The following is a 26,978-nucleotide window of genomic DNA, read 5'->3' as shown; positions in this document are numbered from 1 at the left end:
TCCTATTAAGTTATTATGTCCAAAATTCATTTTATCGCCATCGGTGGTGCAGCAATGCACAACTTAGCCCTAGCTCTTTTATCTCAAGGACACGAAATAACAGGCTCAGACGATGAAATCTACGAACCTTCCAAAAGCCTCTTAGAGAAACACGGCATCTTACCTACCCAGTTTGGCTGGTTCCCAGAGAAAATAAACACTGACATAGACACCATTGTTTTAGGGATGCACGCACGTGCGGACAACCCTGAACTTTTAAAAGCGCAGGAATTAGGATTAAAAATCGAATCCTATCCTTCCTTCATCTACGAACAAAGCAAAAACAAACAGCGCATTGTCATCGCCGGTAGCCACGGCAAAACGAGTATTACCTCGATGATATTGCACGTTTTAAAGACACTAAATAAGAAATTCGACTACTTAGTGGGAGCACGCATCGAGGGCTTTGACTTGATGGCATCCATCACAGATGCCCCTATTATGATCATCGAGGGTGACGAATACTTAGCCTCGCCTATCGATCGAAGAGCTAAATTCCTCTTGTATCAACCGCACATCGCTTTGATTTCCGGCATCGCTTGGGATCATATCAATGTCTACCCAACTTTCGATTCGTATACGCAAGCCTTCGAAAATTTAGTAAAAGAAATGCCGAAAGCGGGCCATTTATTCTTTGACAAAACGGATAAAACACTAGAGGCCATCGCCGAAGCCTGTCCAGAGCATTGCCACTCTGAGGGATATAAGGCACACGATTCTATCATTAGAAACGGCCAAACTTTCTTGAAAAGAAACGATGGAAAGGAATATGGCCTACAGGTTTTTGGAGAACATACCTTGAAAAATTTGCAAGGCGCTTTGCATATCTGTTCACAAGTAGGCGTAAATGAAACTGAATTCTACACGGCTATTCAATCTTTCAAAGGAGCGGCGAAACGTTTAGAGTGGGTAGGAGAATCAGATACACAATTGCTGTACAAAGATTTTGCACATGCTCCATCGAAAGTGAAAGCGACCACGCAAGCACTGAAAGCCCAATTTCCACAGCGCAAATTAGTAGCCGCACTCGAATTACATACGTTTAGCAGCTTGAATCCCGCTTTTCTTCCGGAATACAAAGGAACTCTAGCGGAAGCGGATTTGGCAATTATTTACCTAAGCGAACACGCGCGTGCTATCAAACAAATGGATAGAATTGAGGCTGAAACAGTTCAGTCTTATTTTAATCACCCAAACTTAGTCGTGGTACGTGAACAAGAAGAGCTGAAGCAAATGCTGTTAAAACAAAATCAGGAAAACCAAAACCTGCTGATGATGTCGTCTGGCACCTTCGATGGTCTCGATTTTCCTGGATTCGCAACTGAACTCGGTTTACGAATTCAATAATTGATCTAATTCTTCTTTAAAGCCCGTTAGTAAAATCTCCTTCATGGAGATTTTGCGTTTCTGGGTATTGATTTTACTCAAGGTTATTTTATCCTCCATCATGCGAGTTGCCTCCGATTCAGCAATGAACGATTCCAGTTCGCCTCGCTCTTTCTTCGCCATATAATCCATTTGGTTAATCATGATCTTCAACTGCTCAATCCGTGGCTTCTCATTTAAGTTCGCATGGCGATACGAAATCACCCGCAATAAATAATTCATCTCAAAGATCTTATCACAAATCGTGCGGAAACGTTCTGCGAGCGAGCGATCCATATTTTTGATTTGGGACGAAATCTCTTTCCACTTCACTAAATAAGCTTTAGCTAAATCCGCGGTCGCAACAATATTTATTTGATCTCTTAATTTCAATTCCAATTCCCCCGTCATCGTCGTTAATTCTAACACGCGCGGGTCAACACGCGGCTTGTAATCAATCCCTTTAATACGGTTGTACTTCTCAAAGAACATATCGTTCGCCTTCTTAAAGTTCTTCCAAAGCATCGACTGCTTCTTAGGAGGCAAACCAATCACATTCTTCCACTCCTTTTGAATCTCTTTCACCTTCACGACAGAATCATCGATATCCTCTGCCTTGCGCAATTGGTGTACGTTATCAATATAGCCTTGGAGAATTAAAATTTTCTCATCTATCTGACGGTTCTTATCTTCAAAATAGGCACGACGCTTCAAGAAGAAAGCATCCATTACCTCTTGAAATTCTGCTGTTAGTTGATCTTGGTATTGTTTGTCGACTGGACCCGTCTTCACCCACTTCATCTTCACCTCCATCAACTTATCTGTCGATTCCACTACGTCCTCTTCGTCTGAAATTTCTTTAGCGTCCTGAATTAAGGCACGTTTGATTTCGAGATTTTTGACCTGATTTGCCTGAATTAATTCTTTCAAATAAGCCTCATGCTTCTCTAATTCCACTAACAAAGGTTTGAAATCACCTAGCCCATCGAATTCGATGAGGTAGGTTTGCATCTGCAACACTTTAGTGAGAAATGAACCCTTGTTTTGTGCTGCGTCAATTTCTTCAGACAAACCTTTCACCTTGCTTACCGCAAGGTCAAAACGTTTCACAAAATAGGCTAATGCTTCCTCTTCAGAATTACGCACGAAACCGATTTCGCGCTCAGGATAGCTTAAATAGGCATTGATGAAAACTTTGCCATCGCGGCAAAATCCAAACTCGTTTGATGTGGGCTGGCTCATATGTTTTAAAGAAAGAGCTTCAAGCAGGTGCTTTGGCTCAAATGTTAATCGTAAATCTTAATACACCTCTAATTTATTTAAAAAATTGCGATATTTGTGGGTTGTATAAAAATAAAATTTAATGAGTAACGAAACTATCATCTTTTCGATGGAGCGTGTGTCGAAAGTCATCCCTCCACAAAAGACCATCATAAAAAATATTTATTTGTCCTTTTTCTACGGGGCAAAAATTGGTGTCTTGGGTCTTAATGGCTCCGGAAAGTCCACTTTATTGCGCATCATCGCTGGAATCGACAAATCCTACACCGGTGATGTGGTGTTTTCACCTGGCTATACGGTAGGTTTATTAGAGCAAGAGCCGCAATTAGACCCGAACAAAACGGTGATCGAAGTCGTGGAAGAAGCGGTGGTAGAAATCAAGAACCTGTTAAAGGAATTCGATGAGATTAATGAGGCGTTTGGAGACCCAGATGCTGATTTTGATAAATTATTAGCGCGTCAGGGCGAGGTCCAAGAGAAACTGGATCACTTCAATGCCTGGGAATTAGATACGCGTTTAGAAAAAGCGATGGATGCCTTGCGTTGTCCACCGTCTGACGCCTTAGTGAGCACCCTTTCAGGGGGTGAAAAACGCCGTGTGGCGCTTTGTCGCTTATTATTACAAGAACCGGATGTCCTTTTATTAGATGAGCCGACTAACCACTTGGATGCGGAATCCGTAGACTGGTTAGAGCAACATTTACGTCAATACAAAGGTACCGTGATTGCCGTAACCCACGATAGATACTTCTTAGATAACGTGGCAGGCTGGATTTTAGAACTAGATCGTGGCGAAGGTATTCCTTGGAAAGGAAACTATTCTTCTTGGTTAGAGCAAAAGCAAAACCGTTTAGCGCAAGAAGAGAAGACGGAATCACGTCGTCAAAAGACCTTACAGCGTGAGTTAGAATGGGTACGTATGGCACCAAAAGCTCGTCAGGCTAAGTCCAAGGCGCGTATTGGAGCGTACGAAAAACTCCTTTCAGAAGAGAACAGACAGAAAGAAGACAAGTTAGAATTATTCATTCCAGCAGGTCCTCGTCTTGGAAATAAAGTAATCGAAGTTCAGGGTGTGTCGAAATCGTTTGGAGACAAATTATTGTACGAAAACCTGAGTTTCTCGCTTCCTCCAGCAGGTATCGTCGGAATTATCGGACCAAATGGTGCGGGTAAAACGACCTTATTTAATCTGATTACCGATAAATTACAGCCTGATTCCGGCACTTTTGAAGTGGGGGAAACGGTGAAATTAGCTTATGTCGATCAAGAGCACAACCAATTAATCGCGGAGAAATCGGTGTTTGAAACCATTTCTGACGGCAATGATTGGGTAATGTTAGGTGGAAAACAGGCGAATGCGCGTGCCTATGTCAGCAAATTCAACTTTAACGGTGCGGATCAAGAGAAGAAAATCAGCATGTTATCCGGTGGTGAGCGTAACCGCGTTCACTTAGCGATGATGTTGAAGGAAGGCGCTAACGTGCTATTACTCGATGAGCCGACCAATGATTTGGACGTCAATACGCTTCGTGCTTTAGAAGAAGGCTTAGAAAACTTCGCGGGTTGTGCAGTAGTCATCTCCCACGACCGTTGGTTCTTAGACCGTATTGCTACGCATATTTTAGCCTTTGAAGGAGATTCACAGGTGACTTGGTTTGAAGGAAATTATTCAGAATACGAAGAATCACGTAAGAAACGCTTAGGGGATACCACGCCTAAACGTATTCGATACAAGAAATTGCAGTAATATGAACTCGAGAGAAAAAATTCAGGCCGTCATTGACGAAATGGGCAAAGTGGTCATTGGCCAGGAACGCCTGATTAATCGCTTATTAGTGGGTCTTTTTACAGGCGGTCACGTCTTGTTAGAAGGGGTGCCTGGATTAGCGAAGACGTTAACGATTAACACCTTAGCTAAAATTCTCGACTTACATTTCCACCGTATCCAATTCACTCCAGATTTGTTACCAGCAGATTTAGTGGGGACGATGATTTACAACCCGAAGAAATCTGAATTTGAAGTAAAGAAAGGACCTATTTTCGCCCAAATCATCCTGGCAGACGAGATCAACCGTGCACCTGCGAAAGTGCAATCAGCTTTATTAGAAGCGATGGCAGAAAAGCAGGTAACAATCGGAGATACGACTTATCCTTTGGACAAACCATTCTTAGTATTAGCTACTCAAAACCCAGTGGAACAAGAGGGCACTTTCCCACTTCCGGAGGCACAGGTAGACCGTTTTATGCTCAAGGTATTCCTAAATTACCTAGACAAAGACCAGGAATTAGCAGTGATGCGCCAGAAGTCGAATATGGACTTCAATTACGAGCCTAAGACCGTCCTAAACGCGGAAGATATCGCCAAAATCCGTAAGGAAATTAACGAAATCACGATCTCAGAGACTCTAGAGAAATACATCATTGAACTTGTATTCGCGACAAGAAATCCAGCCGAATATGGCTTAACGCAAGAAGCGGGATATATCCAATTCGGTGCATCTCCACGTGCGAGTATCCAACTGAATCTAGCTGCGAAAGTGATGGCCTATTTAGAAGGACGTGATTATGTGTTGCCGGAGGACATCAAAGAAATGGCCCCAGATATCCTGAATCACCGCATTATCTTGAATTATGTGGCGGAAGCAGATAACATCACCACACTTCAAATTATCCAGTCTATCTTAAGTAGCGTCGCAATTAATCGATAATTTTTGGGTAAAAATGGGCTCTTTTGTGCTTTAATAGCAAATTAGATCTTATGAAATACCTACTTATCCTTTGTGCATTCCTATTCAGTTTCACCGCCTCGGAGCCGATGCGCGTTTTCCTCATTGGCGATTCGACGATGGCGGATAAAGTATCTGCTGATTTTCCGGAGACAGGTTGGGGAATGCCATTTGCTTCATTTTTCAATGAGGCAGTAGAGGTTCAAAACCACGCCTATAATGGAAGAAGTACGAAAAGCTTCCGTCGTGAAGGCCGTTGGGCGAAGGTATTTAACCAGATCAAAAAAGGGGATTATGTGTTGATCCAGTTTGGCCATAATGATGCCAAAGTTTCCGATACCAGCCGTTACGCCCCAGCACAAACCGATTTTCGCGAAAACTTAGTTCGTTATGTGCGCGAAACGCGTTCAAAAGGCGGAATTCCTATCCTACTAACTCCCACTCAACGCAGAAAATTTGATTCTACAGGTGTTTTCGTAGACCAACACGCGGATTATCCAGCCGTGGTTCGCGAGGTGGCTAAAGCGGAAAAAGTACTTTTAATCGATATCGAGAAGGAAAGTAAGAAATACATTGCAGCAGAAGGACCTGAGGGAGCGAAGAAGATGTTTCTTCATTACCCAGCGGGAATTTTTAAGAAATTCAGCAAAGGGGTGGCGGATGATACGCACTTCTCTCCTTTTGGAGCTAAGAAAATTGCTTCCCTGGTTGCTGAAGGCATTTTAGCTTCGAACGAGCACCTACGCAGCTTCTTACAAAAATCTTCATTTTCTCAGAAATATGTGTTCGAATTACCGAACGTAGCGACGACTGCGTTTAAAAAAGATACGTTTAATATCGTTTCATACGGTGCCGTTTCTTCAGCAAGCAAATTGAATACATCAGCCATACAACAGGCTATCGACATCGCGGCGAAGCAAGGCGGTGGTGTGGTACGCGTTCCGGCGGGTTTCTTCGTGACGGGTGCAATTACATTGCGCTCCAATATCAACTTCCATTTAGACGCTGGCGCGGTATTGCAGTTCAGCGCGGATGCAGCCCAATATCCATTAGTGAGAACAAACTGGGAAGGGGTAGATGCAATCAGAGCGCAATCCCCTATTACGGCGATAGGCGAACGAAACATAGCCATTACGGGTTCTGGAATCATCGACGGAAACGGCGAGGCTTGGAGACCAGTGAAGAAAGGAAAGTTAACCCCAGGCGAATGGGATAAACTAGTTCGTTCAGGTGGCGTATTAGATGACAAAAAAGACACGTGGTATCCGACGGAGCGCGCATTAAAGGGATCTAAAATGGATCAACCTGGCGTCATCGCCGCCGGTTTTACTGAGGCTAAAGCCGAAGAAATCAAAGAATTCCTTCGCCCTAATATGATTTCTCTACGTGAATGCGAACAGATTTTATTAGAAGGAGTTACCTTCCAAAACTCCCCAGCCTGGAACGTCCATCCTCTACTTTGCAAACACTTAACAGTTGAAAATATTACGGTTAAAAATCCATGGTTCGCCCAAAACGGAGATGGCATCGACATCGAATCGTGCGAATATGTATCAGTTCGTAATTCTAAATTTGACGTAGGTGACGACGGCATTTGTTTGAAATCGGGTAAAGATGCCGAGGGCAGAAAAAGAGGTCGCCCAAGTGCTCATATCGCTATCGAAAATTGTGTGGTATTTCACGGTCATGGTGGCGTCGTGGTAGGCAGCGAAATGTCCGGAGGTGTGCACGATTTATTTGTTTCCAATTGCCAATTCCTAGGCACTGATGTAGGCTTGCGTTTCAAAACGGCCAGAGGTCGTGGTGGCGTGGTGGAGAATGTCTACATCCAAGATATCAGTATGAAAAACATCTCAGGCGAGGCCATCTTGTTCGATATGTATTACCAAGGAAAAGATCCGGTGGCAACTTTTGGGAATGGCGACGAAACACCTAAAATCGAAAGCAAACCAGTCGATGCCGGCACTCCTCAATTCAAAAACATCTTCGTGGACCGCGTCGTAGCAAAAGGAGCAGAAACGGGTTTATTAGTTCGTGGTTTACCGGAAATGCCGATCCACCACATTTATCTTTCAAACCTAGACATCGAAGCGAAGCAAAGCTACCGTGTCATCGAAGCCACAGATGTTCAATTATCAAACGCTAATTTTACGCAAACTGGAGACAAGAAACCGGAGTTGATTAATGTGAAACGCTGGAAACTTAACGCTCAATAATAATACTCGGATCGACCACATAACGACCCGACTTGTCTCCATAAAGAGACAACCCTCCTTCTGTGGCCTCGAATCTCAAGATCAATTTCCCCGTTTTGGCTGCCTGTTGCCATGCCGCTGCTGGGATCACACCTTGCACTAAATATCCGTAGGTTCCAGCTTCGTCTAGCTTATTATTTCGCGCCTGGTAATGCCAAGACAAGATTCCTTGATGATCCGCAGGATCATCCGCTAAAGTAGTTTCAGTAGCAACAATTCCGTTTGCACTCACTTTCAATTTTGAGGGACTAGCGTATCGATCGGTCTGAGGATAAGCATTCGGATTTACACCGGGATCAAAAGTTCCTTTGCCTAGCATGTAGTCACCATCCATTTTCCCTGCATCATCCCGGTCTTTTCCTAGGATGGATTTAGAAGAGGCCTCCACTAAGAAACGAACCTGTTTGATACCCTCAGCACCAGCGGTAGGGAAAGGTATTTCGTATTCGAAATAACCGGCGCCTGCCCCATTCAATTTATGCCCTAGAACACCTGTCCATTGTTTCTTGGGCCAGCTAGATGAACTGTAACGCTCCACGGGCACCGATATCAATTGTCCTTTTGCTGGTTGCGAAGCACCCTCTTCCACAATCAAATGCACGAAATTACGGTGCACCACTTTTCCTGCTGCATCGCTTAATTCAAACGCTAAAGTATTGATTGATTTATCTGCCGGTAAGGTAATTGAGAGAGAATCCAAGGCCTTCACGTCCCAGGCAGCATAAGTTAAAACGGAGGTTTTAGTCCAGCGATTCACTTTTTCTCCCGCTGCATTCGTTCCTGATAAGGACATTTTTAAGCTAAGCGACCCAGCCGTATTTGTCATAGAAGAAAGGTGTAAAGGGATTTTGACCTGTTGTCCGGCCTTCCCTGCCCACGTAATTTCTTGTCCAGTAGATAAGTAAAAAGGTCCATGGAAATCGTTCAGAGACATCCCAGGGACGATGGCGTTTAAACCTGTCTCTTTCTCCGTTCTGTCAAATTTATAGTAGCCGTTCCACTCATTAATCACGTCATGGTGTTCTGTGTATAACCATCCGGCCATTTGCGGGTGGTTTCTAAACGAATTCAAGGCTTTGTGGTAATCAAAAGTATAATCGACATCGCCGGTACTGCCTTGGTAACCCCACACATTTCCAAACTCGGAGTTAATCATCGGTTGTGCTCCTTGCTGGTATCCTTTTTCGAAGTTCCAATTGCTTCCGGAATAGGTCTTTGCGGCATAATCGCCTACTAATTTATCCCATTCATAGCCCGCTTGGTAGGCGTGCCAAGAATTGATGTCGGTTTCCGTGTGTCCTCTTCCGCAGCAAACGGAATTATCTTCGACGAGGCGGGAGGGGTCTAAGGTTTTGGCCAAATGATAGACCGACGCCACCCACTTCTGCGTTTCCGGCGTGTAAATAGATTTATTGTCCTTGTGCGTAAACAAACCCCAAGTCTCATTGAACGTAATCCACGAAAAGATTGCCGGGTGATTGTAATCGCGTTTGATCATCTCATGCAGGGTGTATTCCGACTCCTTTTGCATGGCTGCGTCCGGCTCCCCCCACGAATTAGGCAAATCAGACATCACCAAAAGTCCTAATTTATCCGCCCAATACAACTTGCGAGGCACATCCACCTTAATGTGCGTGCGTATTCCATTCAACCCAATCCGCTTGCTACGCACAATCTCATCCTTCATAAATTGATCCGACGGAAAAGTATAGAAGCCTGTTGGATGATAACTTTGATCTAAGGCTAATTGTACATAAATAGGTTTGTTATTCAAACCGATGTAGGGAATCTTCGAACCTGGTAAATTCACCACCGATATCTTACGCATCCCGAAATAACCGTTCACGACATCGTTACCCGACTGTATTTTCAACCCATATAAATACGGATCTTCTAAAGACCATAAGTGCATTGCTTTTATGGCTATGACTTCGGCGCCCTCCTGTTTTCCCGCTGGTATCAAAACCGATGCCGTTTGTCCATTTGATAAGGTTATTTTAATTTCCTGATTTTTCGAAGCAGGCGCTCCTAAATAAACTTTAACCTGTGCCTTTTTAGAGTCAATATCCGGATTAACTGCATAATGATCGATAAAATTTCCGCCTCTAGCCTCTAAATATACGGTCTGCCAAATACCCCGCGCATTCCCATATCCTTGCTTTCCATACAAAGTAAACATCCGACGCTTATCATCCACACGAACCGCGATTTGGTGCACTGAGCCAGGTTTTACCCCGACTAATTCCGCATCAAAAGGCGTGTAGCCACCTTGGTGTTTCCCTATTTGAACTCCATCTAAAAAGATGGTTGACTCCCAATCCGATGCTCCTATGTTGATGAAAATACGTTTACCTGTCCAAGTAGCTGGAATTTTAATTTCCTTGTGATACCAAGCCACATCAGCTTCATCTTTCACCTCTGAAAGGGGCGATCCCCACGGAAATGGCACGAGAATTTTCTTTGCAAAGCGACTAGGAGCTGATTGCGAAGAATCAAATGTGAAGTCCCAGTAGCCATTTAAATTCAGCCATTGATCCCGTTGTAAGTCTGGGCGTGGATGTTCTGAAAGGGGTTGTTTTTTTTGCGCAAGCGCACAGAAAGATAATCCTGCGAGCAGGAATAAGATAATTTTTTTCATAGGTTTAGATTTGGACACCCGGTGGGTGGACGTACAAATTTGGCAAAAAATCCGGGATATTTATCAAATAAGCGTAATTTTACAGAATGAGTGAATTAGCGGAATTAAAGAAAAAAATCCCTACCCAGGTAGCTGTGTTAGGTGGAGGTAGCTGGGCCACGGCTTTGGTGAAAATCCTTTCTGAAAACAATGTGAAAATTAAGTGGTGGATCCGCCGTAAATCGGACGTTGAATTCATCCGCAAATACAATCACAATCCGAGTTATTTGACGGACGTGGCTATCAATCCACGCAAAGTAAAAACTTACAGCAAAATGGTGGACGCATTAGCTGGCGTTGAGTATATTATTCTAGCAGTACCTGCTGCTTTCATTCCGAGTACATTAAAAGACCTCAATAAAAAACATTTCGAGGGCAAAAAAGTGGTTTCCGCTATCAAGGGAATGATTCCTGACGAAAACCTTTTGGTGACCGACTGGATGGAACGCGCATTTAATTTGCCTTTAGGACAAACCTGCGTCATTGCTGGTCCTTGCCACGCGGAAGAGGTGGCTTTAGAGAAACAATCTTATTTGACCATTGCGTCACCCGATTTAAGTTTAGCACAATCGTTCTCGAATCTCTTGAATAGTCGTTTTTTACAAGCCCATGCGATCCAGGATTTGTATGGCGTGGAATACTGTGCCGTTATTAAGAATATCGTGGCGATGGCCTGTGGAATTACGCGAGGGTTGGGTTTTGGGGATAACTTCCAGGCCGTACTCGTGAGTAATGCGATGCAAGAGATCAAGATCTTCTTAGATGTCGTTTATCCGGAGAAAAACCGGGATTTGAATAGCTCTGGTTATCTGGGTGATTTGTTGGTGACAGCTTATTCCCAGTTTTCGCGTAACCGGACCTTTGGAAATATGATCGGTCGCGGGTATTCTGTGAAGTCAGCACAAATTGAAATGAATATGATTGCAGAAGGCTATTATGCCGTTCGCAGTATTTACAGCATCTCACGCCAGCACAATATCAAATTGCCTATCATTGAGGCGGTATATAACATTGTTTACGAGAAAGCGAATCCGATGCTTGAGATGAACAAGCTGAAAGGCTTTTTAAAGTAAGAAAGAGCGAATTAATTCGGCTGTTTTCGCCAATGATTCAGCCGTCGGCTTCATCTTCTCCTGCGAGAAATTAATGTCTAACATCCGGTTCATGGGCACTAAATGCACATGTGCGTGCGGCACTTCTAAACCGATGACCGCCACTCCTACTCGCTTGCAAGGAATCGCTTTTTTGATAGCAGGAGCAATCGATTGAGCGAATTTCATTAAGTCCCCCAGCAATTCAGGCTCTAAATCAAAAATGTAATCAACCTCTTGTTTAGGAATAACCAATACATGGCCTTCCACTAAGGGCATCACATCTAAGAAAGCCAAAAAACGATCGTCTTCCTTGATTAAGTGACAAGGAATCTCTTTGTTGACAATTTTGGTAAATATCGTGCTCATCTTAGTCGATTCGTTTCAAATTACATTTAGTGATCGGCTTAATAATCATGGGCACTTTCTCCAATTTTACCGCATCCGAATCCAATCCAAAGTACTTGTCCTCTGAATGCGTAAACTGCTTCACAAAGAAATAAGCTTTCATGACCAATCGATCTAGCAGTGGCAGCTCGTTATCAAATGACAAGAATTTCTCCAAAACAACAAACCGGAAATCACCGATCACGTTTTGCTCATTCAAGGATTTGTAACGCGACGTAATATCTACTTCACCGCGAGAAACCATCTCTTCTACCACCTTACGGAAATATAGGTTTATGCGTTGTTCTACTTTAAAACCTAGCTTAAAATTCACCTTGATGATGTCATCCGGTTCGATCACCGTCACTTTATAATCCATTGTATAGGGATCATCTAAGGTGTCTACGTGAACAAACCAATAGATATCTGCGCGCTTCGGCCGGCGTTGAAAGATCGAATAAATAATCTTAGATTCAATATCTGAAACACGTCCTGCATTCGACATAAAAACTAAGTGCGTCGCATATTTAGGGATCGTCTCATCTTTACTCAATTCTTTTAGCGGCTCGATGTAATCCGATAATTTCTCGTATTCCGTTAATTTTTTCTTGATGCGGGTTGCTCTAAACCATATCCACATGATTAAAATAATAACCCCAGCAATGAATAACGAAACATAACCCCCATGCCAGAACTTCTGTAGATTAGCTACTAAGAATGAGCCTTCTAGTGATACGTACACGGCTAGGAATAAAAGAATCCACCACATATCTATTTTCTTGATATGCAAGTAATAGGCCATCAATGAAGTTGTCATCAACATCGTCATCGTAATAGCTAGTCCATAAGCAGCTTCCATATTAGCGGATTCCTTAAACCACAATACAACACCCACGCAACCTAACCATAATAAAATATTGATGGAAGGAACATATAATTGCCCTTTTTGATCCGATGGATAAACTAATCGAACACGAGGCCAAAAGTTTAAGCGAATCGCTTCCGAAATCAAAGTAAAGGATCCTGAAATCAAGGCTTGCGAAGCGATCACCGCCGCAGCCGTTGCAATCATAATACCCGTAAATAAGAATTCACGAGGTAATAATTCAAAAATAGGTTTGCGCGCACCTAATAAAGCTCCCTCGTGGGCTAACAACCAAGCTCCTTGACCGAAATACTGTAAAATCAAGGCAATCTTCACAAAAACCCAGCTAATGCGAATATTCTCCTTTCCGCAGTGACCTAAGTCAGAATACAAGGCTTCTGCGCCCGTTGTACACAAAAATACCGCTCCCAAGGTCCAGAAACCAGCAGATCCCGCTTGATGCGTAGTCAATAATTCCCACGCATACATAGGAGATAGCGCTCTAAAAATAGACCAATCTTGTCCAATCCAGATCAAACCAGTTAATCCTAACATGGAGAACCACAATAACATAATCGGCCCAAAAAGTTTTCCTACGACCTTGGTTCCAAAGATTTGGAAGATGAATAGAACCGTCAAAATGACAATAACGATAGGCACCGTATCCGTTACAAAAGGTGTTCCATCCTTATGATGAAGCATTTTTAATCCTTCAATCGCGGAAGAAACCGAGATGGGTGGTGTAATAATACCATCCGCTAATAAGGTGGCCCCCCCAATAATGGCTGGTAAAGTTAACCACTTGGCATGGCGTCTTACTAACGCAAAAAGGGCAAAGATCCCGCCTTCACCCTTATTATCTGCTCGTAAAATTAAAATCACATATTTCAACGTTGTCTGTAATGTCAACGTCCAAAAAATACAAGACAATCCGCCTAAAACGGTTAATGAATTAATCGGATTATCTCCGATGATAGATTGCATTACATACAATGGAGAAGTTCCAATGTCCCCGTAAATGATCCCCATAGCTACCAATAGACCGGCAGCGGTGGCTTTACTTTTGTGTTTGTGTTCCATTATTAATCTCTAGGGAGTAAAAGTCTTATCAAGCGGCTTTGTTTATCTTAAAAATTAAATACAATTAATGCTATAAATTGTACTATTTCTATCCGTTTTCTTGAAATATTTCAAGAAACGGATGCAAATATAGATTTAATTTCCTGATAATGAATACCCTTTGAAATTAATTTAGACGATACGTATCCACTGATTCTCCGGGCTCGATTTTTAACACCCTGGTGAGAACTAAAAGGACTAATTTTCTGGAAGCCAGCCACATAGGAATTTGGGCTTGTTGGGCTAACTCAGCTAGGGTTATCTGGCCATGATGCCGTACATAATCGAGTAGGAAGCGCTCGATGTCCCCGTAGGCGAAACTGATGCCGTCATCGTTTTGGCGACGTAAAATCTGCTTCATTTCTTTGCTCGCCTGAATGGTGCGGTCTTTTACTCGTACATAGCAGATGGGATGTGGGTCGGTAGCTAGTTGAACAAAATGGGGTTTGTCCACGCTCTCATAGACTTGATACACCAAAACCTCTCGTCCATTATCCAAGCGAATTCGATATGCTCGATAAGTGAAAACAGGAAAACAATATTTCTCAATCGCTCGCTCCAGCAAAAATTGTTCTTCTTCTGCAAACTTGACTCCCTCAATCACCCCGGCATCGCTGACGCCGACGAATAAATGACCTCCCTCGGTATTCGCGAAAGCCACCAGTTCCTTGATAATCTTTTCTGGAAACTTAACCTTCATCTTAAACTCCAGCCGAATACCTTCACCGTGGCGTACGAGATTTCGCAGATTACGAAGGTCTAATAAGTTTTCCTCCTCCTCATGATAGGGACTATCCAATAAAATCTCTGATCCGATCCGCATAATGCACTAATGTAGGAATTATTTTTTTTATTTATTAGTATAGTTATTCAATAGACAATGTGTACCTTTGTAAAAAATAGGACAAAATGCATCTCAAAACGCTCGAAAAGGAATTACTATCCAGATCATTGCCTGAACGAATTCAGTTCATTGCCTCCTATTTTGCAGGTGAACGCCTCGTTTTCTCCACCTCTTTTGGCCAAGAAGATCAGGCAATTACTCAGGCCATTGCTAGTACAAAATCGGCCATCGAGATTTTCACACTAGATACCGGCCGTCAATTCCAAGAATCCTACGAGTTAATGGATTTGACAATTAAAAAATACGGTATTTCTCTACAAACCTTTTTTCCAAACACCTCTGCTGTGGAAACTTTAGTGGCAGAAAAAGGATTCAACTCTTTCTATACTTCAGTAGAGAACCGAAAAGAATGCTGTTTTGTTCGAAAAATGGAGCCATTAAATCGTGCCTTGCAGGGAGCGAAAGTGTGGATTACCGGTTTAAGGGCCGAACAATCAGATAATAGAGCAGATATGCCCATCATCGAATGGGATGAAAACCGTCAATTATGGAAGATTAACCCCTTAATTGATTGGAGCTTTAGCCAACTAGAAAATTACTTACAAGAACATAAAATTCCCCAAAACCCCTTGCACAAGAAAGGGTTCATTTCCATCGGATGTGCTCCGTGTACACGAGCTATTTCGGAGGGAGAACATCCACGTGCGGGTCGTTGGTGGTGGGAGAATTCTCAAAAAGAATGTGGTTTACACGCCTAAGTTATGCAGACAATACAAGATAAAATCGGTCATTTCCCTCGCCAACTAGAGGATGAATCCATCTACATCCTGCGGGAAGTAGCGGCGCAATTTGAGCGTCCAGCTTTACTTTTCTCAGGAGGAAAGGATTCCATTACCTTGGTTCGTTTAGCCCAAAAGGCTTTCTTCCCAGGTAAAATCCCTTTCCCTTTAGTCCATATCGACACAGGGCATAACTTCCCGGAGACGATTGAATTCCGCGATTGGTTAGCCAAAGAAACGGGGGCTGAATTAATCGTGCGATATGTGCAAGATTCCATCAACCAAGGAAAAGCGACGGAAGAGTCTGGAAAATATGCCTCGCGTAATGTACTTCAAACGGTTACGCTTTTAGATACGATTGAAGAGTTCAAATTCGATGCTTGTATCGGTGGTGCAAGACGAGATGAGGAAAAAGCGAGAGCGAAAGAACGTATTTTTTCGGTGCGCGATGATTTTGGACAATGGGATGCGAAGCGTCAAAGACCCGAATTATTCGATATGCTCAACGGCCGCATCGCAGTGGGAGAAAACGTGCGCGTGTTTCCTATTTCGAACTGGACGGAGCTCGATGTTTGGAACTACATCAAAGAAGAGAAGATGGAGATCCCTAGTATTTACTATTCGCACCAACGACAAGTAATCGAGCGAGATGGAATGCTTTGGGCAGATTCAGAGTATTTGAACAAAGAAGCAGGTGAAATTCCATTCGAGGCGACTGTTCGTTTCAGAACGGTGGGCGATATGACCTGCACCGCAGCTGTGGCTTCTGATGCAACGGATATCGATGTGATTATAGAAGAGATTCTTTCTGCCGAAATTTCGGAACGAGGCGCTCGCATTGACGACAAACGTTCAGAAGCGGCGATGGAAAAGAGAAAACAACAAGGGTATTTTTAATTCAATCAGAGACAAGAACACATGGATATTTTACGCATAGCTACTGCAGGTTCCGTTGATGATGGAAAAAGTACCTTAATCGGTCGCCTGTTATACGAGACAAATTCGATTACCAAAGATAAAATAGAAGCCTTAGAAAGCGCTTCAAAACGCAAAGGGCTAGACTTTCTTGACCTTTCCTTATTAACCGATGGCCTCATCGCTGAACGCGAGCAAGGTATTACCATCGATGTGGCGAATATTTATTTCTCCACACCTACCCGCAAATATATCATTGCGGATACACCAGGACACGTGGAATACACCCGCAACATGGTCACAGGAGCATCGAACGCGAAGGTTTCCTTGATTTTAGTGGATGCCCGCCAAGGGGTAGTGGAACAAACAGCGCGTCACTTGTCAATCGCCGCGATGCTGCGAATCCCGAAAGTGATCATTTGTGTGAACAAGATGGACTTAGTACAATACCAAGAGTCCACGTTCAATGCGATAAAAGACAGCTTGGCGGAATTAGTCGCACAGACCACTTTCGACGGACAGGAAATCAGCTTCTTGCCTATTTCCTCTTTGTATGGCCAAAACATCACGCAAAAGGCCAGCGAAATGCCTTGGTTCAAGGGCAATACACTGTTAGGTGAATTAGAAGCCTTTGAATACGCTTCTACTTTGGCGCATGCACCGGCTCGTTTCCCAGTTCAATTTGTCGTAAGACCGATGACAGAAGCTTATCACGATTTCCGTGGCTATGCCGGGAAAATCAGCTCAGGTACTTTCAAAGTGGGTGATGCCATTCGCGTTTTGCCTACGGGTCAGGAGAGCACGATTGCGACGATTGAAAAATTTGAATCAAAATTAGATCAAGCGATCGCAGGGGATTCCGTGACCATTACGTTGACGACGGATGTGGATATATCGCGTGGAAACACGCTTGTGTTAGCTTCAGAGGAAAATGCTCCGGCATTGAAAGATTTTTCAGCACAAGTATGCTGGTTAGATCATACGGCCTTAAGCCCGGGTAAAACCTACTTATTGCAACACGGAATCAATATTACGAAGGCCAAAATCTCTCAAATTACGGAGCGCCTTGACGTAGCGACTCAAACTTCTACTCAGGGTGTAGATACGCTGAAGTTAAATGAGATAGGAACGATTGCGTTGCGCACGGCACAACCGATTAGCGCAGATCAATATGCAGCTAATCCAGCAAATGGAGCCTTTATCCTGATCGATGAATTCTCGAATTCAACCGTCGGAGTAGGATTCGTAAAATAAGTTTATTGGTATTTTTTAGGGGCGTAGAGGAAGCCAAAAGCCTCTGCGCCTTTTTTTGTATGCACCTCATGGTGCACATAATGCGCTTTCATAATGCGCTTCATATACGCAGAACCCGCTTTGTACTTGATTTTAATGCGGCGGTGAACAATGATATCGTGGAAAATGAAATAGAAGATTCCATAGGTCGCAATCCCTAATCCGATGTAAAATAGTGGCCAATAGGCTGGAATTTCAGCACCTACGATAATGGTTAACGTGGAGGAGATCCCGAAAACAACCGAAAACAGATCGTTTTTCTCTAATTTATCTTTGTGGTGTACGTGATGCGACTCGTGCCAGTTCCACATAATGCCGTGCATAATGTACTTGTGCGTGAACCAAGCAACCCCTTCCATTCCTAGAAAGGTTCCTAACCAAAGTAAAATTCCCATTAACATCATAACGCTATTTCAACCAAAATTACGGCGAATTGTTTTAAAATCCACCCTCGACCTTTGGCCTAAATCAATTATCTTTGTAGGCTTAGAGAACACATATGATAGATAAGAATTACGCCCCGCAGGAAATTGAACAAAAATGGTATGCCTACTGGTTAGAAAACAAGCTTTTCGCTTCGAAACCTAATCCGAACAAAGAGGCATACACCATCGTGATTCCTCCTCCTAACGTCACTGGGGTGCTTCATATGGGCCATATGTTGAACAATACGATTCAAGATGTCTTGATTCGCAAGGCGCGTATGGAAGGCAAAGAGGCGTGTTGGGTGCCGGGAACGGACCATGCATCCATTGCAACGGAGGCAAAAGTAGTAGCCATGTTAAAGGAAAAAGGCATCTCTAAGGCTGACATTACTCGCGAAGAATTCCTGAAATATGCCTTTGAATGGAAAGATAAATACGGCGGAATCATCCTCGATCAATTGAAAAAGTTAGGGGCTTCTTGTGATTGGGATCGTACCCGTTTCACGATGGAACCCTCATTATACCAAGCGGTTATTGACACGTTTGTGCGCTTATATAACAAAGGTTTGATCTACCGCGGCGTGCGGATGGTGAACTGGGATCCGCAAGGAAAAACAGCTTTATCAGACGAAGAAGTTATCTACAAAGACGTTCAGGCCAAATTGCATTATATCAATTATCCACTTAGCGATGGATCTGGATTTGTCACCATTGCAACGACTCGCCCCGAAACCATCATGGCGGATGCAGCCATTTGCGTGAATCCGACAGATGAGCGCTACCTGCATTTGCAAGGCAAAAAGGTTCGTATCCCATTAATTGATCGCGAAATTCCGATTATTGCTGACGAATACGTTACTGCGGAGTTTGGAACGGGTTGTTTAAAAGTGACACCTGCTCACGATTTGAATGACTACGAGTTAGGTTTAAAACACAAGTTGCCTGTCATCGATCTATTAAACGACGATGGAACCTTGAATGAAAAGGCTGTCCTATTTGTGGGTGTTGACCGTTTCGAGGCGCGCAAACGCATCGTGAAACAATTAACCGAAGAAGGGTATTTGGCCAAAACAGAAGAATACAAATCGACTGTTGGAACATCGGAGAGAACAGGCGCGGTTATCGAGCCCAAACTATCCTTGCAATGGTTCATGAAAATGGAGGAGATGGCAAAGCCCGCTTTGGACAACGTCATGAACGATACCATTCAATTACACCCGGCGAAGTTTAAAAATACGTACCGTTCTTGGATGGAAAATGTACGCGATTGGTGTATTTCTCGTCAATTGTGGTGGGGTCAGCAAATCCCGGCGTTCTATTTAGAAGATGGCACGGTGATCGTGGCGAAAGATAAAAAAGAAGCCCTGCGCATCGCAAGAGATACATACCAATTGTATGCCTTAGTGGAAGATGATTTGACACAGGATCCGGATGTTTTGGATACTTGGTTCTCGTCTTGGCTATGGCCTATCTCGGTTTTTGATGGTATCGAAAACCCAGATAATGAAGAGATTAACTACTATTATCCTACGAATGACTTAGTGACTGGACCAGATATTTTATTCTTCTGGGTAGCGCGTATGATCATGGCGGGTTACGAATGGAGAGATGAATTGCCATTCAAGAATGTCTATTTAACGGGTATTGTGCGCGATAAGCAAGGTCGTAAGATGTCCAAATCATTAGGCAACTCGCCTGATCCTTTGGAACTGATTGAGCGTTTCGGCGCGGATGGTGTTCGTTCTGGTTTATTGTTCTCCGCTCCGGCTGGGAATGACTTATTGTTTGATGACAAATTGTGTGAACAAGGGCGTAACTTCTCGAACAAGATTTGGAATGCCTTTAGATTGCTACGCGGTTTAGAAGTGGTTCCAGGCGCCTCATTACCTGAACACTTATTAGCAACGGCTTGGTTTGAATCAAAATTAAACCAAACCATTATTGACGTTCAAGATCACTTCAGCAAATTCCGTATTTCGGATGCTCTATTAAGCATATATGAGTTAGTTTGGGATGATTTCTGCGGTAAATATTTAGAGATCATTAAACCAGCCTACCAAAACCCAATACATGTAGACACGCTACAAGCGGCGCTAAGTTTATTCGATTCGTTAATGCGTTTAATGCATCCGTACATGCCGTTTATAACGGAAGAGATTTGGCAGGTGATCGATGAACGGAAGGCGGGAGAGTCCATCTGCAAAGCGGAATTCCCGCTAGCAGGCCCTGTAAATTCGGCATTAATCGCTCAATTCGATGTAATTTTTGAAGTGGTAACTAAAGTACGCGAGATTCGTAATTCGAAGCAGCTATCGCCTAAGTTAGCGTTAACACTACATATTAAAGCAGAAAATAAAGCTGCCTATGCTCCGCTAGAGGCAATTATGATCAAATTGGCTAATTTAGAATCCATCACGTTTGTAGCTGATGCCGTAGCAGATGCTCAAACCTTTGTAGTGAAAGCGGATCAATTCTTTGTTCCTTTAGCGAATGACGAAGATCCAGCAGTCGTGAAAGCAGAATCAGAAAAAGAATTGGCATACCTGTTAGGTTTCAAAAAATCAGTCGAAGCAAAATTAGCCAACGAGAAATTCGTAGCGAATGCGAAAGCGGATTTAGTGGAGCGGGAAAGGCAAAAATTAGCGGATGCAGAAACCAAAATTCAGTCTCTACAAGAATTGCTAGCTCGTTTAGGATAATGAAAATTCTCTACGCACTTACATTCGGTTTGCTACTTTGGTCTTGTTCGCAAGAAAAGGCAGAAAAGAAAATGCCTGAAATTCAATGGGATTTCCAGCGAATTGAAAGGGAGATGGCTGCAACTAAATCAGAGGTTGAAATGGGTGCCTTACTAGCAAAACACCCTGAAATTAGTGTAGGTTATTTTAGTGCAACTCCCGAAAACACTCCCTATTTAGCACAAGACTTATTTCGACTTTATGCGAATCCAGACCTGCGTAAATTCTATAATCAAAGTCAAGAACCCGATTTTTTTGGAGGGGATGCCATAGAAAAAGAATTAAAAGAGGCATTTACCAAAATTCAACAAGAATTTCCAGGCGTAAAAACACCGAAAATCAGAACCATATTCTCTGGGTTTGGGGGTATTGGTGGCGGAGAATATACCGCACAAAACCTAGTTGTTTCTGACTCCTTAATTATTATCGGCCTTGACTATTTTATGGGATCTCGTGGTCTTTACAAAGCCCCGAATATTTATGAGTATCAGATGCGTCGCTTAGAACCTAAAGCCATGGTCGCTCAAATTATCCTGCAATATTCTGCCTTTTTGATCAAACAAACAGAGAATGATGCGAGTTTATTAAGTGATATGATTTGGTATGGCAAAGGCTACGTTTTTACGAAAACCATTTTGCCCGCTGTTCCTGATAGTCTAATTTTTGGCTATACCCAACAAGAAATAGCGGAAACGAATGCTTTTCAAAAGGACGTCTGGGAACATTTCATAGATCGCAAATTGTTATTCAGTAGCGATAAAAACGTTAAGGCAAAATACCTGGACGATCGGCCCAAAACTACTGAAATTGGTCCAGCTTGTCCGGGTAGTATCGGACGGTGGCTAGGCTGGCGCATCGTGGATTCCTTTTGGAAACAAAAGCCTAAAACAACATTAGCAAAGATATTGACGGACCCAGAAGCGAATCGATTATTCCTCGATTCAGGCTACCGCGGCGAAGCAGATAAAAAATAAGATGGCAAAAAAACAACACGGTGATATAGGCGGAGGAGTAGATCCAAAAGATGCCGTTAAAGTCAGCAAACAAGGTCTTTCTAAGGCCATCAAAATTTTTCAATTCGTCATTCCCTACAAATGGACCTTCATCGTGGGGATGGCTTTCTTGTTGTTATCTAACCTGACAACCCTCAGCTTTCCCCTTTTGATCGGGGAAATGACCAAAGTCATCGAGGGTAAATCAACCTACAAGATCAATGAAGTAACCCTCTTTTTCTTCGGGGTTCTGATAGTGCAGGCTATGCTCTCTTTCTTCCGCATCTATACGTTTGCACAAGTATCAGAAAAAGCAATGCGTGATGTCCGCCAGACATTATACGCCAAAATCATTACCCTGCCCATTTTCCACTTTGAGAAAAGACGCGTAGGGGAATTGATGAGCCGCATCACGTCTGATATCACACAACTACAGGATGTGTTATCCATTACTTTGGCAGAGTTCTTTCGCCAGGTTTTCACCCTAGTAGGCGGCGTTGCCCTTATTACTTATATCTCCTGGAAGCTGACCTTATTTATGTTAGCTACTTTCCCGGTATTAGTTATTTCAGCCATCGTTTTCGGTAAATTCATTCGGAAGATCTCCAAAAAAGCACAGGACGAGCTCGCCAACACGAACATCATTGTAGAAGAAACATTAACGTCTATCCAAGCAGTTAAAGCATTTACAAATGAGAAATACGAAGTGGATCGTTACACCTCCTCCTTAAACAAAGTTCTAGGCGAAGCCTTGAAAGCTGCCACCCTTCGCGGAGGATTCGTCAGCTTTATCATTTTCGCATTGTTTGGTGGCATTGTAGGCGTGGTTTGGTATGGCGCTTCCTTAGTTGCGAATGGCGATTTAATACTGGCAGATTTATTAACCTTTATTTTTTACACGGCTTTCATTGGTGGTTCCGTAGGAGGCTTAGGTGACATCTACGCCCAATTACAAAAGACCATTGGTGCCTCAGATCGTATCCTAGAAATCTTGGGCGATCCATCCGAGATTGATTTGACCCGAGATTCCTCCGCTTCTGCAGTCTCATTTGGTCAAATCAAGGTACAAGACCTTGAATTCTCCTATCCATCGCGTCCATCCGTACAAATTATCAAAGGAATTAACTTTACCATTGAACCCGGACAAAAAGTAGCTATCGTAGGTACCTCCGGTACTGGTAAATCAACTTTAGCGCAATTATTTATGCGTTTTTACGAGCCCAATGCAGGCTCTATCTCGCTAGGAGATCGCTCCATCGCAGACATTGACATTACCGAATGGCGTAAAATGGTGGCTCTTGTCCCACAAGAAGTATTACTTTTCGGAGGAACCATCAGAGAGAATATCGCCTATGGAAAACCAGGAGCAACGCAAGCAGAAATTGAATCCGCTGCCGAATTAGCTTACGCCAAAGAATTCGTCGAATCCTTCCCAGAAAAATGGGATACCATGGTAGGCGAACGCGGCGTGAAATTATCAGGTGGCCAAAGACAACGAATCGCCATCGCACGCGCCATCCTAAAAAACCCTAAGTTCTTATTACTAGACGAAGCTACCAGTGCCCTCGATTCAGAATCAGAAAAATGGGTACAATCAGCTCTCGAAGAATTGATGAAAAACCGAACGAGTTTAATCATCGCACACCGTTTATCAACCATTCGTTCAGCAGATTTAATCATAGTAATGGAAGAGGGTAAGATCGTTGAATCAGGTTCACACGAAGTATTGATGAAGAAAAAATCAGGGATTTACCAAAATATGGTCAAATTGCAAACTGAACATTTGGGTTAAATGAATTCAAAATACTCACTAAAAGACTTTGAGCTTCGTTCCACACCCTGCAGAACGGATGTACTAGCAACATTCCAGAAAGTTGATTACGCCTTAAGCCAAGGTGATATCGAACAAAGACTAAGTGATCAATACGATCGCGTAACTGTATACCGCACCTTAAAGACCTTTTTAACGCAAGGTCTACTCCACAAAGTTTTAGATGACAATGGTGGCGTAAAATACGCTTTATGTAAGGAACTCTGCCACCAAGGAGATCATACTCATCAACACGACCACGTACATTTCAAGTGCAATCTATGTGGCCAAACAACCTGTTTAGAAACGGTTCATATTCCAAGTATTCAATTACCAGCAGGCTTCACAAAGCAAGAGAGTAATTTGTTGATTCAGGGGGTGTGCTCAGTGTGTGGAGCATAGATGATAGAGTAGAGCGAAGAGATGGAAAGTGGTGGTCACTAGTCCGGAGGGAGGGAGTCCGGAGGCGATAGTCTAAAGTCCGGAGGGAATTAGTCCGAAGGTTATATTTCATGAATGGATAAAAACGAGGCGGCAGCCTCTTTTTTATGCCTTATCTCTACTCTTTGCTCTCTACTCTATTCCTTATTTCCTTCGGACTCATTCACTTCGGACTCATTTTTGGGCATAAAAAAAGACCCACACTTACGTGCAGGTCTTTTGTAATAACTTGGAGCTTACTTACTTTCCCGGGTTTGATCCCAGTATCATCAGCGGTGCGGGGCTTAACTTCTCTGTTCGAGATGGGAAGAGGTGAACACCCGTCCTATCGGCTCCATACTTTTTGCAAGGTTTTAGCCTTTAGCCATATTGTGAGATAAAATAAACAGCAGTGTGTAAATTAATAAAAGGTAAGCTTTCGGGTAATTAGTACTACTCGACTTTGACATTACTGTCTTTACATCTGTAGCCTATCGACCGTGTCGTCTACACGGACCCTTCATGGAATACTCATCTTCAGGTCAGTTTCGCACTTAGATGCTTTCAGCGCTTATCTGGTCCCGACGTGGCTACTCAGCTATGCCCTTGGCAGAACAACTGATATACCAGCGGTCAGTCCAACTCGGTCCTCTCGTACTAAAGTCAGAACCTGTCAATATTCCTACGCCCACAACAGATAGGGACCGAACTGTCTCACGACGTTCTGAACCCAGCTCGCGTGCCACTTTAATCGGCGAACAGCCGAACCCTTGGGACCTTCTCCAGCCCCAGGATGTGACGAGCCGACATCGAGGTGCCAAACCTCCCCGTCGATGTGAGCTCTTGGGGGAGATCAGCCTGTTATCCCCAGAGTACCTTTTATCCTTTGAGCGATGGCTGTTCCATACTAAACCACCGGATCACTATATCCTACTTTCGTACCTGATCGACTTGTCGGTCTCACAGTCAAGCTCCCTTTTGCTATTGCACTCTACGCACGGTTACCAAGCGTGCTGAGGGAACCTTTGAAAGCCTCCGTTACTCTTTTGGAGGCGACCACCCCAGTCAAACTACCCACCAAGCAATGTCTCCCCTTTGGGGATTAGAATTCCAGTACAAGAAGGGTGGTATTTCAACGTTGGCTCCCCGATGCCTAGCGACACCGGCTCACAGCCTCCCACCTATCCTACACATCCAGTACCAAAACTCAATGCTAAGCTATAGTAAAGGTTCATGGGGTCTTTCCGTCCCGTTGCGGGTAAACGGCATCTTCACCGTTACTACAATTTCACCGAGCTCACGGCTGAGACAGTGCCCAGATCGTTACACCATTCGTGCAGGTCGGAACTTACCCGACAAGGAATTTCGCTACCTTAGGACCGTTATAGTTACGGCCGCCGTTTACTGGGGCTTCAGTTCAATGCTTCGTGTTGCCACTAACATCCCCCCTTAACCTTCCAGCACCGGGCAGGTGTCAGGCCTTATACGTCATCTTTCGATTTAGCAAAGCCATGTGTTTTTGTTAAACAGTCGCCTGGGCCATTTCTCTGCGGCCACGATTGCTCGTGGCTCCCTTTATCCCGAAGTTACAGGGTTAATTTGCCGAGTTCCTTAGCCGTGATTCACTCGAGCGCCTTAGAATATTCTTCTCGACCACCTGTGTCGGTTTACGGTACGGGTTACTTATAAGTTATACACGCCTAGACTTTTCTTGGAAGTTTACTCACTACACTCGTTTTGGCATTGCTGCCGCCTCTCAAAGACACTATTCCGTCAGTATCTGGTAACCTGTAATCTCCGTCATCTATTTGCCCTATAAGTAAGTACAGGAATATTAACCTGTTGTGCATTAGGTTGTCGCCTTCGCTAGACCCTTAGCCCCCGACTAACCCTCAGTTGATTAGCATAGCTGAGGAAACCTTAGTCTTTCGGCGTGAGGGTTTCTCGCCCTCATTATCGTTACTCATGCCTACATTTGCTTTTCTGAACGCTCCAGCAAAGCTCGTCGCTTCACCTTCACCGCAGATCAGAATGCTCCCCTACCAGTATATAAATATAATCCAAAGCTTCGGTACTTTACTTGATGCCCGTTTATTATCGATGCCCGCCTCGCTCGACCAGTGAGCTGTTACGCACTCTTTAAATGAATAGCTGCTTCCAAGCTAACATCCTGGCTGTCACTGCAATCAGACTTCCTTAGTTCAACTTAGTAAAGATTTTGGGACCTTAGCTGTTGGTCTGGGTTCTTTCCCTCTCGGATTGGGACCTTAGCACCCCAACCCTCACTCCCGGGTATATTTTAAGCCATTCAGAGTTCGTCAGGATTTGGTAGGATTTGACTCCCCCTAGTCCTATCGGTAGCTTTACCTGCTTAAAACTTAACCCCGAGGCTGTTCCTAAAAACATTTCGGGGAGTACGAGCTATTTCTCAGTTTGATTGGCCTTTCACCCCTACCCACAAGTCATCCAAATACTTTTCAACGTAAACTGGTTCGGTCCTCCACTCCGTGTTATCGGAGCTTCAACCTGCTCATGGGTAGATCACAAAGTTTCGCGTCTACTCCCACTGACTAAGCGCCCTATTCAGACTCGCTTTCGCTCCGGCTGCTCACGTCAACGTGATTAACCTCGCCAGTGAAAGTAACTCGTAGGCTCATTATGCAAAAGGCACGCCGTCACCCCACGAAAGGGCTCCGACCGCTTGTAAGCGTATGGTTTCAGGGTCTTTTCACCCCCTTACTCAGGGTACTTTTCACCTTTCCTTCACAGTACTCGTTCACTATCGGTCTCTTGGTAGTATTTAGCCTTACCGGATGGTGCCGGCAGATTCAAAGGGGATTTCTCCAGTCCCCCCCTACTCAGGATACCACTACAATTACATAAACTTACCAATACAGGGCTCTCACCTTCTATGGCCTGCTTTCCCAAACAGTTCTCGTTGATTTATATAATCGATG

Annotated in this window: 18 protein-coding genes and 2 rRNA genes; 12 read left to right on the top strand and 8 right to left on the bottom strand. The window is 43.7% G+C overall.

Going from position 1 to position 26,978, the window contains the following annotated elements; all coding sequences use genetic code 11:
- Positions 1–15 precede the first annotated feature (15 nt).
- Positions 16–1,386: a UDP-N-acetylmuramate--L-alanine ligase gene (locus tag SKC37_RS00100; RefSeq protein ID WP_377979493.1), complete on the top strand. Its 1,371-nt coding sequence runs from the start codon at positions 16–18 to the stop codon at positions 1,384–1,386.
- Here the strand turns inward: SKC37_RS00100 and SKC37_RS00095 are convergent.
- Complete coding sequence (locus SKC37_RS00095; RefSeq protein WP_377979492.1) at positions 1,372–2,646, bottom strand: DUF349 domain-containing protein; 1,275 nt, start codon at positions 2,644–2,646, stop codon at positions 1,372–1,374. The genes SKC37_RS00100 and SKC37_RS00095 overlap by 15 nt on opposite strands.
- Before the next feature lie 121 nt (positions 2,647–2,767).
- Here SKC37_RS00095 and ettA point away from each other — a divergent pair, with 121 nt between their 5' ends.
- The 3 genes from ettA to SKC37_RS00080 are packed head-to-tail and all read left to right on the top strand — an operon-like array spanning position 2,768 to position 7,627.
- The gene (gene ettA, locus SKC37_RS00090; RefSeq protein ID WP_377979491.1) at positions 2,768–4,432 is read left to right on the top strand and encodes an energy-dependent translational throttle protein EttA; all 1,665 of its coding nucleotides are present in this window, start codon (positions 2,768–2,770) and stop codon (positions 4,430–4,432) included.
- A gap of 1 nt (position 4,433) precedes the next feature.
- Positions 4,434–5,393: an AAA family ATPase gene (locus tag SKC37_RS00085; protein WP_130923778.1), complete on the top strand. Its 960-nt coding sequence runs from the start codon at positions 4,434–4,436 to the stop codon at positions 5,391–5,393.
- Between the two features lie 50 nt (positions 5,394–5,443).
- Positions 5,444–7,627 carry a glycosyl hydrolase family 28 protein gene (locus SKC37_RS00080; RefSeq protein ID WP_377979490.1) on the top strand — a complete coding sequence of 728 codons (2,184 nt, stop codon included), beginning with the start codon at positions 5,444–5,446 and terminating at the stop codon, positions 7,625–7,627.
- Here SKC37_RS00080 and SKC37_RS00075 read toward each other — a convergent pair.
- A complete protein-coding gene (locus tag SKC37_RS00075; protein ID WP_377979489.1) occupies positions 7,614–10,304 on the bottom strand; it encodes a glycoside hydrolase family 2 protein in 2,691 nt (896 codons plus the stop codon). The two genes, SKC37_RS00080 and SKC37_RS00075, sit on opposite strands and share 14 nt — an antisense overlap.
- Before the next feature lie 86 nt (positions 10,305–10,390).
- Here SKC37_RS00075 and SKC37_RS00070 point away from each other — a divergent pair, with 86 nt between their 5' ends.
- Entirely contained in the window at positions 10,391–11,416 is a 1,026-nt protein-coding gene (locus tag SKC37_RS00070) for an NAD(P)H-dependent glycerol-3-phosphate dehydrogenase (RefSeq protein ID WP_130895896.1), read from the top strand.
- Here the strand turns inward: SKC37_RS00070 and SKC37_RS00065 are convergent.
- The 3 genes from SKC37_RS00065 to SKC37_RS00055 form a co-directional block, all read right to left on the bottom strand.
- Positions 11,408–11,803: an HIT family protein gene (locus SKC37_RS00065; protein WP_377979488.1), complete on the bottom strand. Its 396-nt coding sequence runs from the start codon at positions 11,801–11,803 to the stop codon at positions 11,408–11,410. The genes SKC37_RS00070 and SKC37_RS00065 overlap by 9 nt on opposite strands.
- Position 11,804: 1 nt before the next feature.
- On the bottom strand, positions 11,805–13,766 hold the full coding sequence (locus SKC37_RS00060) for a KUP/HAK/KT family potassium transporter (protein ID WP_377979487.1): 1,962 nt from the start codon (positions 13,764–13,766) through the stop codon (positions 11,805–11,807).
- 166 nt (positions 13,767–13,932) lie between these two features.
- Positions 13,933–14,628 (bottom strand): AlbA family DNA-binding domain-containing protein, encoded by a 696-nt coding sequence (locus SKC37_RS00055; protein WP_377979486.1) that lies wholly within the window; start codon positions 14,626–14,628, stop codon positions 13,933–13,935.
- Between the two features lie 86 nt (positions 14,629–14,714).
- Between SKC37_RS00055 and SKC37_RS00050 the strand changes: the two genes are divergently transcribed.
- Genes SKC37_RS00050 through SKC37_RS00040 form a run of 3 tightly spaced genes read left to right on the top strand, consistent with a single transcriptional unit; the run spans position 14,715 to position 17,597 of the window.
- Positions 14,715–15,407, top strand: coding sequence for a phosphoadenylyl-sulfate reductase (locus tag SKC37_RS00050; protein ID WP_377977473.1), 693 nt, complete (start codon positions 14,715–14,717; stop codon positions 15,405–15,407).
- Between the two features lie 3 nt (positions 15,408–15,410).
- Complete coding sequence (gene cysD, locus SKC37_RS00045; protein WP_377979485.1) at positions 15,411–16,325, top strand: sulfate adenylyltransferase subunit CysD; 915 nt, start codon at positions 15,411–15,413, stop codon at positions 16,323–16,325.
- 21 nt (positions 16,326–16,346) lie between these two features.
- Positions 16,347–17,597 carry a sulfate adenylyltransferase subunit 1 gene (locus tag SKC37_RS00040; protein WP_377979484.1) on the top strand — a complete coding sequence of 417 codons (1,251 nt, stop codon included), beginning with the start codon at positions 16,347–16,349 and terminating at the stop codon, positions 17,595–17,597.
- A 2-nt stretch (positions 17,598–17,599) separates the two neighbouring features.
- Here the strand turns inward: SKC37_RS00040 and SKC37_RS00035 are convergent, their stop codons facing one another.
- Positions 17,600–18,037, bottom strand: coding sequence for a sterol desaturase family protein (locus SKC37_RS00035; protein WP_377980491.1), 438 nt, complete (start codon positions 18,035–18,037; stop codon positions 17,600–17,602).
- 98 nt (positions 18,038–18,135) lie between these two features.
- Here SKC37_RS00035 and SKC37_RS00030 point away from each other — a divergent pair, with 98 nt between their 5' ends.
- From SKC37_RS00030 to SKC37_RS00015, 4 genes are read left to right on the top strand one after another with little or no spacing between them, the layout of a single operon-like run.
- Positions 18,136–20,760 (top strand): valine--tRNA ligase, encoded by a 2,625-nt coding sequence (locus SKC37_RS00030; RefSeq protein ID WP_377979481.1) that lies wholly within the window; start codon positions 18,136–18,138, stop codon positions 20,758–20,760.
- The gene (locus SKC37_RS00025; protein ID WP_377979479.1) at positions 20,760–21,773 is read left to right on the top strand and encodes a gliding motility protein GldB-related protein; all 1,014 of its coding nucleotides are present in this window, start codon (positions 20,760–20,762) and stop codon (positions 21,771–21,773) included. The genes SKC37_RS00030 and SKC37_RS00025 overlap by 1 nt, the downstream gene beginning before the upstream one ends.
- A 1-nt stretch (position 21,774) precedes the next feature.
- A complete protein-coding gene (locus tag SKC37_RS00020; protein ID WP_377979478.1) occupies positions 21,775–23,583 on the top strand; it encodes an ABC transporter ATP-binding protein in 1,809 nt (602 codons plus the stop codon).
- Complete coding sequence (locus tag SKC37_RS00015) at positions 23,584–24,003, top strand: Fur family transcriptional regulator (protein WP_377979477.1); 420 nt, start codon at positions 23,584–23,586, stop codon at positions 24,001–24,003.
- Between the two features lie 266 nt (positions 24,004–24,269).
- Here the strand turns inward: SKC37_RS00015 and rrf are convergent.
- Positions 24,270–24,381, bottom strand: a 5S ribosomal RNA gene (gene rrf / locus SKC37_RS00010).
- Between the two features lie 67 nt (positions 24,382–24,448).
- A 23S ribosomal RNA gene (locus tag SKC37_RS00005) occupies positions 24,449–26,978 on the bottom strand; the annotation flags it as partial.

This window comes from Aquirufa esocilacus (genome assembly GCF_042715595.1).
GTDB lineage: Bacteria > Bacteroidota > Bacteroidia > Cytophagales > Spirosomataceae > Aquirufa > Aquirufa esocilacus.
Note: the sequence above shows the minus strand (reverse complement) of the source record. Positions and strands in the feature narration are given on the sequence as shown.

What these genes read in the sequence shown, in the direction of transcription:
- SKC37_RS00025 (WP_377979479.1), top strand. Translation starts at nt 20,760, where the DNA reads ATGAAAATTCTCTACGCACTTACATTCGGTTTGCTACTTTGGTCTTGT.
- SKC37_RS00080 (WP_377979490.1), top strand. Translation starts at nt 5,444, where the DNA reads ATGAAATACCTACTTATCCTTTGTGCATTCCTATTCAGTTTCACCGCC.
- SKC37_RS00060 (WP_377979487.1), bottom strand. Translation starts at nt 13,766, where the DNA reads ATGGAACACAAACACAAAAGTAAAGCCACCGCTGCCGGTCTATTGGTA.
- SKC37_RS00095 (WP_377979492.1), bottom strand. Translation starts at nt 2,646, where the DNA reads ATGAGCCAGCCCACATCAAACGAGTTTGGATTTTGCCGCGATGGCAAA.
- SKC37_RS00065 (WP_377979488.1), bottom strand. Translation starts at nt 11,803, where the DNA reads ATGAGCACGATATTTACCAAAATTGTCAACAAAGAGATTCCTTGTCAC.
- SKC37_RS00100 (WP_377979493.1), top strand. Translation starts at nt 16, where the DNA reads ATGTCCAAAATTCATTTTATCGCCATCGGTGGTGCAGCAATGCACAAC.
- SKC37_RS00075 (WP_377979489.1), bottom strand. Translation starts at nt 10,304, where the DNA reads ATGAAAAAAATTATCTTATTCCTGCTCGCAGGATTATCTTTCTGTGCG.
- ettA (WP_377979491.1), top strand. Translation starts at nt 2,768, where the DNA reads ATGAGTAACGAAACTATCATCTTTTCGATGGAGCGTGTGTCGAAAGTC.
- SKC37_RS00040 (WP_377979484.1), top strand. Translation starts at nt 16,347, where the DNA reads ATGGATATTTTACGCATAGCTACTGCAGGTTCCGTTGATGATGGAAAA.
- SKC37_RS00055 (WP_377979486.1), bottom strand. Translation starts at nt 14,628, where the DNA reads ATGCGGATCGGATCAGAGATTTTATTGGATAGTCCCTATCATGAGGAG.
- SKC37_RS00035 (WP_377980491.1), bottom strand. Translation starts at nt 18,037, where the DNA reads ATGTTAATGGGAATTTTACTTTGGTTAGGAACCTTTCTAGGAATGGAA.
- SKC37_RS00030 (WP_377979481.1), top strand. Translation starts at nt 18,136, where the DNA reads ATGATAGATAAGAATTACGCCCCGCAGGAAATTGAACAAAAATGGTAT.
- SKC37_RS00015 (WP_377979477.1), top strand. Translation starts at nt 23,584, where the DNA reads ATGAATTCAAAATACTCACTAAAAGACTTTGAGCTTCGTTCCACACCC.
- SKC37_RS00020 (WP_377979478.1), top strand. Translation starts at nt 21,775, where the DNA reads ATGGCAAAAAAACAACACGGTGATATAGGCGGAGGAGTAGATCCAAAA.
- SKC37_RS00050 (WP_377977473.1), top strand. Translation starts at nt 14,715, where the DNA reads ATGCATCTCAAAACGCTCGAAAAGGAATTACTATCCAGATCATTGCCT.
- SKC37_RS00070 (WP_130895896.1), top strand. Translation starts at nt 10,391, where the DNA reads ATGAGTGAATTAGCGGAATTAAAGAAAAAAATCCCTACCCAGGTAGCT.
- cysD (WP_377979485.1), top strand. Translation starts at nt 15,411, where the DNA reads ATGCAGACAATACAAGATAAAATCGGTCATTTCCCTCGCCAACTAGAG.
- SKC37_RS00085 (WP_130923778.1), top strand. Translation starts at nt 4,434, where the DNA reads ATGAACTCGAGAGAAAAAATTCAGGCCGTCATTGACGAAATGGGCAAA.